Source organism: Ruegeria sp. BB6, from assembly GCF_056539385.1.
Map to the genome: position 1 here is coordinate 230,558 of NZ_JBQFUW010000006.1, position 16,364 is coordinate 246,921.

The 16,364-nt window shown below is 53.3% G+C and carries 14 protein-coding genes; 10 read left to right on the forward strand and 4 right to left on the reverse strand.

Annotation, left to right across the window (positions count from 1 at the left end; genetic code table 11):
- Positions 1-247 precede the first annotated feature (247 nt).
- Together ACR0B7_RS15335 and ACR0B7_RS15340 are read left to right on the forward strand one after the other, a co-directional pair.
- Positions 248-1,483: an adenylate/guanylate cyclase domain-containing protein gene (locus ACR0B7_RS15335; protein WP_170571468.1), complete on the forward strand. Its 1,236-nt coding sequence runs from the start codon at positions 248-250 to the stop codon at positions 1,481-1,483.
- A gap of 437 nt (positions 1,484-1,920) precedes the next feature.
- On the forward strand, positions 1,921-2,370 hold the full coding sequence (locus tag ACR0B7_RS15340; RefSeq protein ID WP_170576844.1) for a DUF411 domain-containing protein: 450 nt from the start codon (positions 1,921-1,923) through the stop codon (positions 2,368-2,370).
- Positions 2,371-2,442: 72 nt separating this feature from the next.
- On the opposite strand, the gene ACR0B7_RS15345 is transcribed toward ACR0B7_RS15340, so the two are convergent.
- Together ACR0B7_RS15345 and ACR0B7_RS15350 are read right to left on the reverse strand one after the other, a co-directional pair.
- Complete coding sequence (locus ACR0B7_RS15345; RefSeq protein WP_480681915.1) at positions 2,443-2,817, reverse strand: hypothetical protein; 375 nt, start codon at positions 2,815-2,817, stop codon at positions 2,443-2,445.
- A gap of 280 nt (positions 2,818-3,097) precedes the next feature.
- Complete coding sequence (locus ACR0B7_RS15350) at positions 3,098-3,739, reverse strand: TetR family transcriptional regulator C-terminal domain-containing protein (RefSeq protein ID WP_170576843.1); 642 nt, start codon at positions 3,737-3,739, stop codon at positions 3,098-3,100.
- Between the two features lie 191 nt (positions 3,740-3,930).
- On the opposite strand from ACR0B7_RS15350, the gene ACR0B7_RS15355 reads away from it, so the two are divergent.
- The 7 genes from ACR0B7_RS15355 to ACR0B7_RS15385 all read left to right on the forward strand — a co-directional run bounded on the left by ACR0B7_RS15355 (position 3,931) and on the right by ACR0B7_RS15385 (position 12,736).
- Positions 3,931-4,794 (forward strand): ABC transporter permease, encoded by an 864-nt coding sequence (locus ACR0B7_RS15355; protein WP_170576842.1) that lies wholly within the window; start codon positions 3,931-3,933, stop codon positions 4,792-4,794.
- Positions 4,791-5,585: an ABC transporter permease gene (locus tag ACR0B7_RS15360; RefSeq protein WP_170568088.1), complete on the forward strand. Its 795-nt coding sequence runs from the start codon at positions 4,791-4,793 to the stop codon at positions 5,583-5,585. The genes ACR0B7_RS15355 and ACR0B7_RS15360 overlap by 4 nt, the downstream gene beginning before the upstream one ends.
- Positions 5,586-5,605: 20 nt before the next feature.
- Positions 5,606-6,721 (forward strand): ABC transporter ATP-binding protein, encoded by a 1,116-nt coding sequence (locus ACR0B7_RS15365; RefSeq protein ID WP_170576841.1) that lies wholly within the window; start codon positions 5,606-5,608, stop codon positions 6,719-6,721.
- Complete coding sequence (locus ACR0B7_RS15370; protein WP_170576840.1) at positions 6,718-7,773, forward strand: extracellular solute-binding protein; 1,056 nt, start codon at positions 6,718-6,720, stop codon at positions 7,771-7,773. The genes ACR0B7_RS15365 and ACR0B7_RS15370 overlap by 4 nt, the downstream gene beginning before the upstream one ends.
- A gap of 94 nt (positions 7,774-7,867) precedes the next feature.
- Positions 7,868-9,934 (forward strand): oxidoreductase, encoded by a 2,067-nt coding sequence (locus ACR0B7_RS15375; protein WP_170576839.1) that lies wholly within the window; start codon positions 7,868-7,870, stop codon positions 9,932-9,934.
- An 8-nt stretch (positions 9,935-9,942) separates the two neighbouring features.
- A complete protein-coding gene (locus ACR0B7_RS15380) occupies positions 9,943-11,142 on the forward strand; it encodes an aromatic ring-hydroxylating dioxygenase subunit alpha (protein ID WP_170576838.1) in 1,200 nt (399 codons plus the stop codon).
- A 25-nt stretch (positions 11,143-11,167) separates the two neighbouring features.
- Entirely contained in the window at positions 11,168-12,736 is a 1,569-nt protein-coding gene (locus ACR0B7_RS15385) for a trimethylamine methyltransferase family protein (RefSeq protein ID WP_170576837.1), read from the forward strand.
- A gap of 64 nt (positions 12,737-12,800) precedes the next feature.
- Here ACR0B7_RS15385 and ACR0B7_RS15390 read toward each other — a convergent pair whose 3' ends face one another.
- The gene (locus ACR0B7_RS15390; RefSeq protein ID WP_170570777.1) at positions 12,801-14,195 is read right to left on the reverse strand and encodes an aminotransferase; all 1,395 of its coding nucleotides are present in this window, start codon (positions 14,193-14,195) and stop codon (positions 12,801-12,803) included.
- 171 nt (positions 14,196-14,366) lie between these two features.
- Between ACR0B7_RS15390 and ACR0B7_RS15395 the strand changes: the two genes are divergently transcribed.
- The gene (locus ACR0B7_RS15395; protein ID WP_170570780.1) at positions 14,367-14,987 is read left to right on the forward strand and encodes a TetR/AcrR family transcriptional regulator; all 621 of its coding nucleotides are present in this window, start codon (positions 14,367-14,369) and stop codon (positions 14,985-14,987) included.
- Positions 14,988-15,246: 259 nt separating this feature from the next.
- On the opposite strand, the gene ACR0B7_RS15400 is transcribed toward ACR0B7_RS15395, so the two are convergent.
- Entirely contained in the window at positions 15,247-16,098 is an 852-nt protein-coding gene (locus ACR0B7_RS15400; protein ID WP_170570783.1) for an SDR family oxidoreductase, read from the reverse strand.
- Positions 16,099-16,364 lie beyond the last annotated feature (266 nt).

Sequence of the window (16,364 nt, forward strand, 5' to 3'; positions counted from 1 at the left end):
CACCGAAAACCCACAAAGATATCCAGTAGAGCAAAGTCGTAAAACGTCTTTTGGTTCGCAGCACACCTCATATCGCCAGCAGTTCCCGATGAATTGCGACCATCGCCCAGGTGTCGCGCGTACAATACGCAACAAGATCAGCATATACCTTAGGGCTGCAAGCGCAGTGGGAGAATTGAATTTGATGTGTCCTTGAAGTGAATTAGACTAAGAACCAACTGTTCAGATAGCTCATTAAGAGGACATCATGGCAGCTCCTTTAGTCCAAAACTGGGAACTGACCGCCGCCGTTAAGGACATAGCCGATTGGCTGGTTCAACAGGGCTTGGAGAATGCGCCAGTGGAACTCTGGCTTGAGGCATTCTGCCACCGTCTTGTTTCAGCAGGAATTCCACTTCAAAGAGCAAACATCACTGTTCGCGCTCATCATCCCGAGATTGGGACTGTCGCTTTTCGCTGGCACAGGGATGGCGGTCATCAGCGAGAGAACTTTGTCCGAAGAACGGATGCGCCTGAGGAATACGTTCTAAGCCCGATTTACTATCTTTTGGCAAACAACGTTGAAGAGATCAGACAAGATCTGACAGTCGAAGAACCCGCGCTCAACTTTCCGATTTTCGACGAACTTCGCGAGCGCGGTGCAACTGACTACTTCGCTGTTAAACGGTTTTTCCTTATTCAGGACAATACTACGCCAATCGATCCAATGCAGGCCTATGAAGGTGCTATAATCTCGTTGACAACCGACGCGAGCGGGGGCTTCACAAGCGAGCAACTTGATGGTTTGCGTCAACTGATTTCTCCACTTTGCCTGACGCTGAAATGTGGGGCGAACCGATTGATGGCTGAAGACATTACAGCCGCGTATCTGGGCAAAGACGCCAGTAGGCGCGTTCTTTCCGGGGACATCACCCGAGGTTCATCGGAAACTATCTCAGCGGTGATTTGGTATTTTGACCTGCAAGGATTTACCAAATTGTCAGAAGCGCTTCCGGGGGACTCAATCATAGAATTGCTAAACGACTACTTCGCGGAAGCTGTTGACGTAGTCGAACGCAATGGCGGTAATGTTCTTAAATTCATGGGGGATGGAATGCTTGCCATCTTCGATATTAATCAAGTTCCGGACGCTCGCCGCGTCGCAATTCACGCGGCAACAGAGTTGCGAGATACCTTTGAGGAACTCAACCAACGACGGCAAGCTGATGGTTTGCCAACGACCGGCTTCACTCTCTCGTTGCACGCAGGCGATGTTCTTTACGGTAATATTGGCGGTAGGTCTCGCTTGGATTTCACAGTGGTCGGCCCAGCGGTAAATACAACTTCGCGCATTTTAGGTATGTGCAGCGCGCTTGATCAGAACATTGTGGTTTCCGACAAGGTGGCGGGCGATTTGGTGGGCTCCGTTCCAAGTCTTGTTTCCCTGGGGCAATACAGATTGCGCGGTGTTGCTGAAAGACAGGAGCTGTTCACGATAGACTAACTGCCGCTACTTGGAAGCTGCCGCAATGGGGTGTTGACCTGCGTCAAAGCAAAGGTAGCCGGATTGCTACTAGGTTGGTTTGCACATGGAACAGAACTGTTGGATCAAGCACCCGCGCAGAGCGGCATTCTTGGTTATAGTGATTGCATTGTCAGGGTGCACGGGCAGGCACCACCAAGGCAATTGGCATGGCCACGGCTTAGAAGGTTGCTATGGACCTCACCACGACGTTGATCGCGAGGTCCATTGCCGAGCGCTCGAGTGAACGTGAGCCTTACGCGACGCAACTCACAAAACGTTTGGCGACCAGTGTTATTTGGATTGAGATTCAGATCTTGTATCGAAACTGCCCGTTTGATGCTCAGTCCGGTAACATTGAAAAGTTTGGCCTTGGCACAATATCTTTGTAGTCCCATGAGGAAGCGGAGAAGAGACCAATGAAACGACGCGAATTTTTGCTAGCGGGTGCAGCAGCAGTGTTAGCCACTCCTTCCGTCGGACAAGAAGCCCCACTCATCAAAGTGTACAAGACGCCAACCTGCGGCTGTTGTGCCGCATGGGTAGATCACCTGATTTCCGCAGGATTTCGCGCCGATATGCTAGACGTGGGGCAGGAGCAGCTGTGGTCGCTTAAAGAACAAATGAAAATCTCAGATGAGCTTTCCAGTTGCCACACTGCAATTGTTGGGGACTATTTTGTCGAAGGTCATGTCCCGGCAGAAGATATCTATCGACTTTTGTCCGAACATCCTGAAGGTCTCGGCCTGACAGTTCCGGGCATGCCGATGGGTTCACCGGGGATGGATTTTTCAGACGAGCGAGAGCCCTATGAAACCTTGCTTGTTGGTCTGGATGGGACGACGAGTGTGTTTGCTCGACACAGCTGAGCGATTGGATGAAGGACGATCAGACTTACTGGATCCGTGCCCAGCATTTGTTTGCTCTGATCTCAAACGGATTCAGCTGCACCCGTTGTGTTTTTTCCACATGGCTGGGTCGTGGCCTTCAGGCACTGTGGAGCACGGGTCGTTCGCATACCCTCTTAGAATCCTGTACTGTTGGATTTGATCTGCGCTCAACAGTGGTGTTGTTTGCAGGTGCCGGGACAGATGAACCATTCGCAATTTGGCCCTGACAGCTTCGGTCGCTTCAACAAGTTTGTATAGCTCGGCTAAGTCTAGCTGGTCGCCGGCTAACGCTTCGCTCAACGCCGCTTCGGCCTCAATAAACCGTTCGCCTGCGACGATTGCCTGTTCGCGCATTTCAGAATGGATCGCCTCAATTGTTTTCACCTGATCTTTCGAGAGTCCAAGTTCATCTTGCAATTCGAGCAAGTGTGCTGGGCCTGGTTTGCCATTCAGCTCCGCAGGTAAGGCAAAACCCCAACCTCCGCCGCGCCGCCTTCCACATTGTATTTTAGCCCGGATACTGAACTTCGCACCGTCCCCTTATGGATTTATCGCAGATTTTTTAAGGCACCATTCATCAATTTTGATTTGCGGATAGCGCCTGTTTGATTGGTTTTTTGCGTTCGTACCGTGCTTCCATCATGATGGCTGAAAGATGTGGATTCTCCGGTCCCTTGGTGACTAGGTGGGAAACCTGTCTCAAGCTCTACTCAGACAACAAAGCGCCGCTCAGGTCAAAATGCTTCGGGAACATCGCCCGCAGAAAACGAAAAACAATTCTCATCGCTTCGTCGCGGTCAAATGAATCCGGGTGGAGTAGGTAATCGGTCCACATGCCTTCCAGCATTGCGAGTGTGCCGTGTGTAGCGTCCCTAGCAACTTGATTAGGGTGTTCGGTTCCGGCTTCTTTCGCAATTCGAGCGAAAGCGTTGAAAACCAGATTACGAAGCTTAGCGTCGCGGGTATCTGAAAACGCAGCGATTGCTGCTCTATTTCGGGCCTCGCCTCGAAATGCGTACCAAATGGAAACGTTTTTCTTATTGAGAATAGTTTCACTCAGGTCGCCCCGAACAATCATCTCAATATGTTCCTGTCCGGTTTGCCCGGTCGTTTCCAACAAGTCATAAATTCCATTGTAGTATTGTTCGGATGAGTAGCGGGCGGCTTCGTCAACCAAGTTGTCCTTGCCGCCGAAATGAAGGTGAATCATGCCACGGGACAGCTCGGCCCGTTGAATGATTTCGCTGACTGAGGTCTCGGAAATCCCTTTCTCTGCGACCGAGTCGAGTACTGCCTCGATCAGGGAAAGGCGGTTTCGCTCGCGTATTTCTTGTCGTCTTCCAGTCATTGGTTCAGGCGGCTCTGTTTGTTTTCAGTCTCTTGCGGTGCCTTCTAGCGGCCAGTGTGAAATTGGCCATCCCCGGTTGCGAAATTATCAGTTGACACAACTAGTCCAAAAATTCCAGATTTAAATGGACGATTGTCCATTTTGTGATCGACATGGTCGCGCCACCAAAAAGCAAAGTTCAGCAGGGAAGAATGGCCGGAGTACTACGAAGTGAAACGGGCAAGGGCCTCGCACTGAGCGCACCTGCGACGCTCTACGTCGGTCTGCTTGTCGCCGTGCCGCTTTGCATTCTCGTCGCTTACAGTTTTTGGACCCAGACCTATGTTGAGATCGACCGGACCTTGACTTGGGCAAACTACCAAGAGGCGTTTACCGACCCATTGGTTCGACACCTAATGATCCGTTCGGTCGCAATTGCAGGCGCGGTGACATTGGCAACGGTTTGTCTTGCCTATCCGATTGCATACTTCATCGCGTTTCGGACACAGAAGAAGACCCTCTGGCTGTTGCTGATCACTATTCCCTTTTGGAGCAGCTACCTTCTGCGCGTGTTCAGCTGGAAACTAATTCTTGGCTTCAATGGGGTGTTGAACTCTGCGCTGATTTCACTTGGTTTGATACAAGAGCCGCTGACATTCTTGCTCTACAACGAATTCGCTGTTGTCCTTACGCTCGCCCACGCCTGGGCACCGTTTGCTATCCTGCCGATCTATGTATCGCTGCAAAAGATCGACCGCAGCCTATTGGAGGCTGCAACCGACCTTGGCTGCAACAAGCTTGAAAGGTTCGTTCGCGTGACACTGCCTCTGACGGTGCCGGGGGTCATTGCGGCCTGCCTGATCATTTTCATCCCAACGGTGGGCGATTACGTCACTCCGGCCTTAGTCGGTGGATCGCAGGGCAAAATGGTGGCGAACTTGATCCAAGTGCAGTTTGGTGCCGCCAATAACTGGCCGTTGGGTGCAACCCTGTCTCTTCTTGCCATGCTTGCGGTCGGCTGCGTTGCAATCCTGTTCGTGGTGGTCGTCACCGCATTGGGCCGGAGGATCAGATGACCAAGGCATTTCGTTTCTCATGGTTGCTGGTTTACGCGATTGCCTATCTGGTGTTTCTCTACCTGCCGGTTTTGCTATTGCCACTGTTTTCGTTCAACGACGGAACTATCGTAGCCTTCCCACTAAAGGGATTCACGTTGAAGTGGTACGCACAGTTGGGGCAGCAGGACACGCTGCTACAGGCTATGGTGAACTCGTTGATCGTCGGCAGTGTGACTGCGCTGATGGCAACATCTCTGGGTCTTTTCGCGGCTCGCGCCTACGTTCGGTATCGTTTCACGGGGCGTGAGTTGTCTGAGGGACTGGTCATGCTTCCACTGGTCATTCCCGGCATCATCGTGGCCAGTTCGATGCTGGTTCTGTTCATCAGCATCGGCTTGAAACCATCGCTGACCACCGTGATCCTTGGGCATGTGTTCGTAGCGTTGCCATTTTCCGTGTCGATCATGAAATCTGCATTTGACGATTTCGACCAGTCCTTGGAGGAGGCCGCGTTCGATCTTGGTGAAAGCGTCGTGGGAACGTTTCGGCGTGTTACCCTCCCAATCGTAGCGCCGGGTATTGTCGCCAGCCTTTTGGTCACGTTTACGGTGTCGTTTGACGAGTTCGTCCTGGCCTTTTTCTTATCCGGGAACAGCCCGACATTGCCGGTCTATATCTGGAGCCAGATCCGCTTCCCGGCAAAATTGCCCAACACGTTGGCCCTAGGATCGCTGCTTTTGCTGTCCTCGGTGCTGCTGTTGTTGATCGCCGAATATTTCCGCCGCCGTTCCATCCAATCGTCAGATTGAAGCCAAAGGAAACAAGCAAGATGAGCGAACAGAACATCATCGAAATCAAGGGCGTTGAGAAGCGCTTTGGAGGTTTTGTTGCTGTGTCCGATCTGAACCTGACCTTGAAAGAGGGTGAGTTCTTTTCGCTTCTTGGCCCTTCGGGCTGCGGCAAGACGACGGCTTTGCGCATCATCGCGGGTTTCCAGGATCACGAAGAGGGCGAGATTCGGATCGATGGTCGAACGATGGGAGAGGTGCCTGCGAACAAGCGTCCTACCAATATGGTGTTCCAAAGTTATGCGATCTTTCCGCACCTGAATGTCGGCGACAATGTTGGCTTTGGATTACGCAAGACCAAGCTTTCGCGGAAGGAAATCAAAGAACGCGTTGCCGAGGCGCTTGAGATGGTTGAACTGGGCGGCCTGCAGGACCGTAAGGCCAACGAGTTGTCGGGAGGTCAGCGGCAACGAGTGGCGCTCGCCCGCGCACTCGTCATGCGACCCAAGGTTTTACTGCTAGATGAGCCTTTATCTGCGTTGGACAAAAATCTGCGCGAAGCGATGCAATTGGAAATGCGCCGTCTTCAGCAGAAGCTTGGAATAACTTTCGTGATGGTCACGCATGACCAATACGAGGCGATGACCATGTCCGACCGTATAGGCGTCATGTTTGCGGGGCAGCTCAAGCAGGTGGATAAGCCAGAGGTCCTGTATTCCCAACCGTGTAACCGGGAAGTGGCTTCTTTCATCGGTGGAATGAACTTTCTGGATGCCGAAGTGACTGCAGAGAATGCTGAAACGCTTGAAGTCAACGTTAAGGGCTTTGGGAAGATGGAAATCGGGGTGAACCCCAACGTCCAGGTGCATGACAAGGAACTTCTTGTCGGCGTTCGTCCTGAGCAATTGGAAATCAGTGCGGAAAAGCCGGATGGGTACGATGCTCTTGTTCAGGGCGAGGTTTCGGACGTCGCCTTTTATGGAGAGAGTGTCCACTACTATGTGCGCGTCGATGGTCTGAAAGGCAGTATCGCCGTCGCAGTACCAAACTACTTTCACACGGTCGATCACACGCGCGGCGATACCGTCTGGCTTGGCGTTCAAAGCGCCTCGGTAATTGACTTGGGTAAACGTGAATCTTTGGGAGGAGACAAATGAGTAAAACAGCACCACTTATGGCAGCAGTAGTTGCCACCTTTGCCGCCAGCCAAGCTCTGGCGAACGCCGCTGATCTGACCGTTTTTGACTGGTCTGGATATGAGGATCAGGGTTTCTACGGCGACTATGTCGAAAAGTACGGCGGCGCGCCCAGCTACACCTATTTTGGCAGCGTGGAAGAAGCGTTCACAAAGCTTCAGTCCGGTTTTGAAGCTGATTTGGCCCATCCCTGCACGGATGCCCTGAGAAAGTGGGTAGCGGCAGACATGATCAAGCCGATTGACACCAGCAAGCTGGAAAACTGGGACAAGCTGATGCCCAAGATCAAAGAGGTCGATGGCATCACCATTGATGGGCAGACCTACATGGTTCCGTTCGAATGGGGCAATACTGGTCTTATCTATCGAACAGATATGATTTCGGCAGATGATGTTTCGCTGCAATTGCTTGCCGATCCTGCATATCAGGGCAAGGTCGCCATTCCGGACGCCGCTTCCAGTGCCTTTGCAATGGCGGCATTGGCAACCGGTGCCTCCAGCTATACCGATATGAGTGACGAGGAATTCCAAAAAGCGGCGGACTACTTGCGCGCGATTCATCCAAACGTGCGCTTTTATTGGTCTGACGCTGGCCAACTGGATCAGGCAATTGCCAGCGGTGAGGTCACGCTGGGTTGGGGATGGAACCAATCGGAACTGAACCTGATCTGGAACGAAACGCCAGCGGTCATGATGCGTGATGTAGACAAAGGTATCGCGACCTGGGTCTGCGGTTATGTGCATCTGAAATCTGCCAAGCAGTCGGATGAGCAAGTCTATGACATGCTGAACGCGCTCAGCTCTGCGGCAAGCGGTAAATACATCATTGAAAGCTGGGGTTACGCCCACGCCAATGAAGACGCTTTTGCACAGGCCGACCCAGAGCTGATCGAAACCTACGGGTTTTCGGATGTGGACAGCTTCTTTGAAGGCAGCCTGTTCTTTGACGCTGTTAACCCCGAGCTGGAGGCCAAGATGTTGAAGGAATTCGAGCGCATCAAAGCTGGCTTCTAAGGGCACTCTTACAACACAGCCGGGAATGGTGGGGGCGTAGAAATCCTTCCATTCCCACGAACCAATTTCCAATTTCCTTGGAGGAAGCGCGGCAATGTCAGGCGCTGACGAATATTCTGTTCTCTTCGAACCGGTCAAGATCGGGCCAGTAACGGCTCGAAACCGGTTCTACCAGGTGCCCCACTGCAATGGTTTGGGTCATTTGCGACCTCAGGCCGAAGCTGCCATGCGGGCGATGAAAGCCGAGGGCGGTTGGGCGGTGGTGTCCACTCAGGAGGCCGAGATTCATCCGACTTCGGATTTGTCTCCTTATTCTGAGAACCGAATTTGGGACGATCAGGATATTCCCGCACTGCGTCTGATAACCAACTCAATTCATGAGAAGGGCTCGCTCGCGGCAATCCAATTGGCGCATAACGGGCACCATGCCCAAAACCACCTGACCCGCGCGCCTCTGCTGGCCCCATCAGAACTTGTCTTGCAGACTCCATACCCGAAACAGGCAAGGGCAATGGACAAGGCTGACATTCGAGAATTTCGCAAGTGGCATCGCGCGGCGGCTCGTCGCTCGCGCGAAGCCGGGTTCGACATTGTGTACGTCTATGCGGGGCATCACATGACATTGCCTCATCATTTTCTGCTGCCACAGTTCAATGATCGGACGGATGAATATGGAGGTTCGTTGGAGAACCGGGTGCGACTGACCCGCGAGCTTCTGGAAGAAACCAAGGAAGAGGTCGGAGATGATTGCGCCATTGCCCTTCGGTTTGCGGTTGATGAAATGCTCGGGTCAGAGGGGATGCAAGCGCAGGAAGAAGGCCATGCAGTAGTCGAATTGCTGGCCGAGCTTCCAGACCTTTGGGATGTTAATGTAGCGGATTGGAGCAACGACTCTGCGACGACCCGGTTCGAGCCCCGCGACGGCTTTCAAACCTCATATATCGAGTTCGTAAAACAGGTAACTTCTAAGCCTGTTGTGGGCGTTGGGCGTCTTACGTCGCCGGACTTGATGGCGTCACTGGTCAGGAAGGGCATCCTTGATTTTATCGGCGCGGCGCGACCATCCATCGCTGATCCGTTTCTGCCCAACAAAATTAGGGAAGATCGCATCGAAGAAATACGTGAGTGTATCGGTTGCAATATCTGTGTTTCATCCGACTCTCTCGGCGTCCCAATACGCTGCACCCAAAACCCGACTATGGGTGAAGAGTGGCGGAGGAAATGGCATCCCGAGATCATTCAGCGTCGGGTAAAAGAGGAAGCTGCGCTTGTTGTCGGCAGCGGACCAGCCGGACTTGAATGCGCCATGCAATTGGCGCGGCGGGGCTACGAGGTAACTCTGGCGGAAGCAAAGCAAGAGTTCGGCGGCCGTGTGATGCAGGAAGCTGCCCTGACCGGGCTATCCGCTTGGAAGCGCGTGACAGATCACAGAATCTACGACCTGCAACAACGCGGGAACGTTCAACTGTTCACCGACAGCCGTTTGTCAGTCAGTGAGGTTATCGAGTTGGGTATACCGAACGTCTTTGTTGCAACCGGCGCAAAATGGCGGCGAGACGGACGCGGGAAATCTGCATTTCACGGTGCACCAATCGGTTTAGGTTCTCAGGTTTTCACTCCGGATGACATAGTGGCCGGAGTCATGCCGCAGGACGGCCCGATTGTGGTCTACGATGATGATCAAGCCTATCTCGGTGGAGTCTTGGCTGATCATTTGGCTCAGGTTGGGCGAGAGGTTGTCTTTGTAACGCCGGCCTCAATAGTTTCGCCGTTTACCGAATTGACGTTGGAGCAGACTAAAGTGCAACGCAGTCTGTTGGAAAAAGGCGTTCGTCTGAACCTGTCCCAGACCTTGGCCGGTGTCGCGCCCGGCCAGGCGACATTGCAGTGCGTCTACACGGGGCGAGAGAACTCCATTGAATGCAGCTCCGTGGTACTGGTGACGCAGCGAATGCGAGAAACCACTCTTTACGACGAGCTTTGCGGTTTGACAGCAAGTCCGCTGAAAACGTTGGAATTAATCGGAGATGCCGCAAACCCCGGCTTGATCGCGGATGCTGTATATTCGGGTCACATGGCTGCCCGAAATTTCGAACGTAACGCGGGCGACATCGACCGTGAATTCTTCCGCCGGGAAGTCATTTCCCTTGAATCTGCATGAGGTGCGCAATGCCAAAAGATGACCTGCAAGTAATGCGCGATTTGATGGACGCGCAACAGGAAGGGTTCGCCCTGCCTCGTCACTTCTATACGTCTCAAGCAGTATACGAGAACGATATCGGCGCGTTCTGGAACCGTAACTGGATCTGGGTCGGCCATGTTAGTCAGGTCGCAGAACCGGGGGATTATTTCCTGTTCGACTATGGGCCCGAGTCCATCATCATCGTTCGGGATCGCGAAGGCGAGGTACGCGCGCATCTGAACGTTTGCCGCCACCGGGGATCGCGGGTTTGCATAGAACGGAAAGGCAAGGCACGCAATTTCATCTGCCCCTATCATGCGTGGACTTTTGATCTGAACGGCAAGCTACGAAACGGACGTTCAATGGGGTCGAATTTCGACCCGGGCCAATACGGATTGTTCCCGGTTCAGGTGAAGATATTCCAAGGTCTGATTTTTGTCTGCGTAGCTGAAGACGCCCCGCCGCTAGATGCTGCGTTGGAGCGGTTGGCCCCACTGTCAAAACCGTTCGACTTTGAAAACCTGAAGGTCGCTCATGAAGCCTCATACCCGGTTCAAGCAAATTGGAAACTGGCTTTGGAGAATTACCTGGAATGCTATCACTGCGCGCCGTCTCATCAGGACTATTCGCGCAGCCATTCGCTGAAAGACCCCGCTCAGGTTCTGGAGTTCAGCGGCGCACTTCATGAGCGGATGAAAGAAGCCGGAGTGCCCGTTGAGGAGCTGGACCTGACCGGAGATAACGCGCTCGCCCCGGGTGCAGATGTCTATTGGCGCCGCTACCCGCTGTTTCCCGGCTATTTGACCGGTAGTAAGGATGGCGCTTCGCTGGCGCCGCCTTTGGGTGAACTGAAAGGTCACGATGGCGGTGCCACCGATCTGGGGATCGGGACGGTCAACTACTTCCTTGTTTATGCAGATCACGTAGTTGGCTACCGGTTCGTCCCGCGCGCGCTGCAGGAAACGGATATTCAGATCGTCTGGTATGTGCGCGGCGACGCAGAAGAGGGTCGTGACTACGATAAGGACGCGTTGACATGGCTCTGGCATGTCACGTCTCTCGATGATGAGCGGATCATCCGTCACAACCAAGAGGGCGTGAACTCCCACCATTTCGTGCCGGGACCGCTGTCCGAGATGGAATGGAGCATTCCAGGCTTCTACCGCAATTATTTCAGCATGATCTGACACGCTCAGAATTCGGAGAAATACTATGACAGAATTAACGAAGCGCAGATCAAGACGGCGCGGGGGTGGGCGCGAAGCACGTGCAGCCGTGCGAACCAGCAACGTCGCTTCGCAAGCGATCTGGCCGGGCATTTCGGGTGGGCGCTACAAGCCCCTTTCCGACGCTGACATGTCAAATATTCACGAAGCCGCCCTTAGCATTCTGGAGCGTACGGGCGTCGGTGATCCAACGCGGGAAGTTCTCGATCTCGTGCTGCCTAAAGGGGCGACGGTGAACGAGCATGGTAGGCTGTGCTTTCCTCGCGCGTTGATGGAAGACATTCTGGCTAAGGCGGCCAGTGAGTTCTATGTCCATGCACGCGGATCGCGGGCCGGTAAGGATGACATGCACTGCACCAAAGACAAGGTGTACTATGCGAACTCCGGCACCGCTGTGACAACGTTTGATGCGGAAACTCGCAGTTACCGGCCGTCGACGCTCAAAGACATTTACGACTTTACCCGATTGGTTGACCGGCTCGACAACATCCACATGACCGGTGATACAGTTCTGGCAACGGATGTGCCGCAGGACTACGAGCACGACATGAGCATGCTCTACGCTATTCTGGCGGGTAGCGAAAAACCATCTTGTCTGACGTTCCGCACTCGAGAGCATATTCAGGACGCAATCCATCTTTTCGATCTGGCATCAGGCGGCGAGGGTAAATTCCTCGAGAAACCCTCGGTCATTTTTGGCGGTTGTCCCATAGTATCCCCGCTCCGGTTTGGGCGGGAAAACTTGGAGATCCTGATTGATACAGCGAAGATGGGGCTTGTCTGCGATTTGGCTGTTCCGCCACAAGCTGGGGCGACGTCGCCTGCGCCTCTGGCCGGGACTTTGGCGCAAGCCGTAGCCGAGACCCTATCTTGCGTCGCAATTGCCAACCTGATTAACCCGGGTACCCCCGTCGTCTTTGCAGCTTGGCCGTTTATTACTGATCTGCGAACTGGTTCATTCACGGGTGGCAGTGGTGAGCAGGCGTTGATATCCGCGGCAGCTATCCAAATGGGCAATTTCTACAACCTCCCGACCAGCGTCGGTTGCGGCATGACGGATTCTAAAATCCCTGACGCACAATATGGTCTGGAAAAGGCGTTAACTTTCGCATTGGCGGCCCATGCCGGGGCCAACAGGCTCTGCGAATTTGGTGGTATGCTTGGCAGCCTGATGGGTTGCAGCTTTGAGTCTATGGTCATCGACAACGAGGCAGCGGGCATGATCTCACGAACCCTGCGTGGTATCGAGGTGAGCGACGACACGCTGTCGGTCGACGTCATCCACGAATGTGCAATTGATCCCGGTCATTTCCTCGGCAACACGCAGACCTTGCAATACATGGAGACTGAGTATGTCTATCCAACCCTAATGGATCGGGAGCTAACCGATACTTGGGAAAAAGCCGGTCGTCAGGATATGTTTGAACGGAGCCGGTCAGTCGTGAACGATATTCTGTCCAATCACTATCCAAACTATTTTGGCAGCAAGGCGGATGCGGAGGTTCGGTCCAAGTTCCCGATCAAATTGCCACCAGAGGTGATGCGGGCAGGGTAAACGCAGCGCACTTAAGCGAAGGCATCGCAACCATGAAAATTGCGATGGCGCGCCGAGGCAGTTCCTAAGGTTTAAACATACCCTGCTGCTTTAGGTCTTCGGTTGCCAGCCGGATACCTTTTTCAAGGATGTCGAACATCTGGCTCAACTCGCCTTCCGTAATGATCAGAGGTGGGGAAAACACGCACATGTTGATAATCGGCCGCAGGATCAACCCGTTCTCCTGACAATGATGATCAATCAGGGCGCCGACAGATTTATCTAGGTCCAGTGCATTATCTGCTTGTGCGTCTGCAACACATTCGACGCAGCCAACCAGCCCCATGCCGCGCGCATCACCGACGAGCGGCAAATCTGCCAGAGCCTGGAGGCGCTCTTCGAAGAGCGGCGTGATTGCACGGACATGTTCCAGAACGCCGTCGCGCTCCATGATTTCAATCGTCTTCAGGCCTGCCGCCGCGCTTACTGGATGGCCTGAATAAGTGAAGCCGTTTGAAAACGTAGCGTTTTGCGCATTGTCTCCGCTTAGATCTGCAATCAGCCGGTCAGAGATGATACAAGCCCCCATGGGGACGTACCCAGACGTCATGCCTTTGGCGCAGGTTATGATGTCGGGCTTAATCCCAAAGACGTCTTCGGAAGCAAACCAATGCCCAAGTCGCCCGAACCCGGTGACGACCTCGTCTGAAATGTAAAGGACATCGTACTTCCGGCAGATTTCAAGACAGCGCTGATGATACCCCCGCGGCGGCACGATGACGCCTCCAGAGCACAGGATCGGTTCTGCGATGAAAGCGGCGACTTTGTCTGCTCCAGTCTGCAGGATCATGTTTTCCAGATCCGCTATTTTTTCGTCCAGAAAATCGTCGACCGTCTGATCGGAGCGACGTGTATACGGGTTCACATTCGGTAGGAAACGCGTCAGGTGACTTGCCTGGTCCAGCCAACCTTTGTCGCGCTCTTTTCCGGACACTGACGCCGCCAGATAAGTCGATCCGTGATAAGCTTTCTGTCGCGATATCACGATTTTCTTTTGAGGTTTTCCCAGCAGGTTATTGCGGAACTGTACAAACCGCAGCGCACTATCCACGGCCGTTGAACCACCTGTCGTGAAGAATACATGGTTCAAATCTCCCGGCGTTCTCTTGGCGATTTCATGTGCCAAACGGGCCGGAGTTGAGTTGGCGTTGTTGAAGGGCGAAAAATACGCCATCTCTTTCGCCTGCTGAGCCATCGCATCGGCAATCTCGGTGTTTCCATATCCCAATTGAACGCACCACATGCCAGCAGGGCCGTCTATCAGGCGCTTTCCGTCCTCAGTGACGACATGAACGCCAAGTCCGCTTTCGGCAAAGGTTCGTTCATTTTCGCCAAGGTGTGACATACCTTCCCACGGGTGCAGGAAGTGTTCGTTGTCCCATTCTCGTATGGACCGAAAGTCGGAGTTGAAAAGGGTCATGCAGCACCTTAGTGTAATATAAATCACAAAATGAACAAGCATTCATTCAATGTCAATCCTTGAACTGTCGTATTGCTAAATGCGAGAAGACAAAGGCGACTACCCCAGCGAAGGAGAAATAAGATTACTCTCGAGCGTGATACCCCAACCAATGCCCGAGATCTGGGTAAATTGCAGAACCGAAAACAGCTGATCCAATCGGCTGCGGACGCCATTTATAGATACGGAATACGCGGAACAACTTCGGCAAGAATCCAAGAGTTGTCGGGATTATCGCAAGGGATGGTCAACCTACACTTTGGTTCCAAGGAAAAGCTGCTGCTTGCGGTGGCTGAGGAACTATCAGTCCGCTACGCGGAGCAGTGGACGGCCATTGCAGTCCATCCAGAGTTAGACCCGGCAGACAAGCTAGTCTCTATCATAAAGGCAGATTTCGACCCCTTGGTCCTTAATGCGCGGGACGTCGCGATCTGGTTTTCCTTTCGGGCTGAAGCGCTCTCAAACCCTCACATATTTCCTTTTATCGACTCGCGAGACAAAGGTTTCCGCGCGGTGATCCTGGAGTTGTTGGAACAAATAAAGCGCGAAGGCGAGTACGAGGATGTAAGCGCCAAACTTGCAACAGACGCGTTGGTTGCTTTGCTGGAAGGGCTTTGGACCGACTACCATTTGCACTCAGATATTTTCAAACCCTCGGAGGCTTTGAAGATCTGCCTGTTTGTGCTGCAGTCGATGTTTCCTAAACACTTTAAGCCGTCAGAGATTGACGAGAGGTGTCGTAACACTGGTTAGGGTCGCCGTTGCAAACAGGATCAGGACAACGGCCAACAATTCTACCGAAGTTAACCGCCGGAAAATAATTGACACGCCACGCTTCTCAGCCCTGAGAGCCGGAACAAGTCGCAGCTTATTCAGCGCCGCCAGGCCAAGACGCATTCTGAAAACCTTTTGTTTCGTCATATCGAACTTTTTGGCTGTTCAGAACTCAGGCTGCCGACAACCGGTAAAGCTGCCGGCAGTCTTCAATCGTCAACTTGCCATAATTGTTGGACTACAGCGTTGATTGGCCAGACTTCGCCATGAAATCCGCGAATGCTTCCTTATAGTCTGGATGCCATCGGCTGAGAGGTGGGCGATTTTCAATGATGTCTCCAGCGCTCCAAGCGATGCGTTTCTCATCAGTGTCGCGCGAAACGTCATTGTCGGGGCAGAGGATGTAGAAATCCCCGCGGTTCACGCTTTCGACAAAGAAGTCGACAGTCTGCTCAGCGGTCCAGGCAGAGGCAGGCTTCTCGGGCACGGAGATCATGCCGGTATAGACGAATCCAGGGATCAGTAGATGCGCGGTAATCTGATGACCTGGACCCGTTCTGAGCTCGTGTGACAGTGCCTCGGTAAAGGCTTTGAGAGCCGCCTTTGAGACATTGTAAGCCGGGTTACCTGGCGGGGTCGTGATGCCTTGTTTGGACCCTGTATTGATAATTGCGCCTGGTCTGCCACGGGCGATCATGTTTGGCGCGAAGACCTGGGTGCCGTGGATCGGACCCCACAGGTTTACACCCAGTATATTTTCCCAAGCCGCGGTGTCCCCAATGGTCGATGAATTGCCTCCGACACCGGCATTGTTCATCAGGATATCTGTCCCTCCGTAGCGGTCTGCCACCATCCGCTCCAACGCCTCTAACTGCGAACGATCACTGACATCTGTCTGAGACGTCATGACATCGGCCGCGCCAGCGGCAGACACTATGTTTGCCGCGGCCGCCAGTTTCTCGGTGTCTCGATCAATAATAGCAATGCGCATTCCCATTTGCGCGAACTTCACTGCGGCGGCGAGGCCAATGCCGGAAGCACCCCCGGTGATCACGGCCACAGAGTCTGAGGTAAATGCGGGGTGTGTCATCGGCCAAGCTCCTCCTAAGCCTGTCTTGGATCGAAAGGTCCGTAAAATCCAAACCTGCCTGATGGTATTAGGCAGCGTTGGCAACGTTAGTTTTCAGCTTCATCATACCTTCCATATCGTAGGCGGTGAATAGCACCTCGGTTGCCTTTTCCGTTTGCAAGCTTGTCGGAAAGACAGGGTCTGCCATACCTCTCTTGGCCACTTCATTTTGGAATTTTTACTACCTAGGTGTGGTATGGGTTGAGTCTAGCCAATTAGAATACACT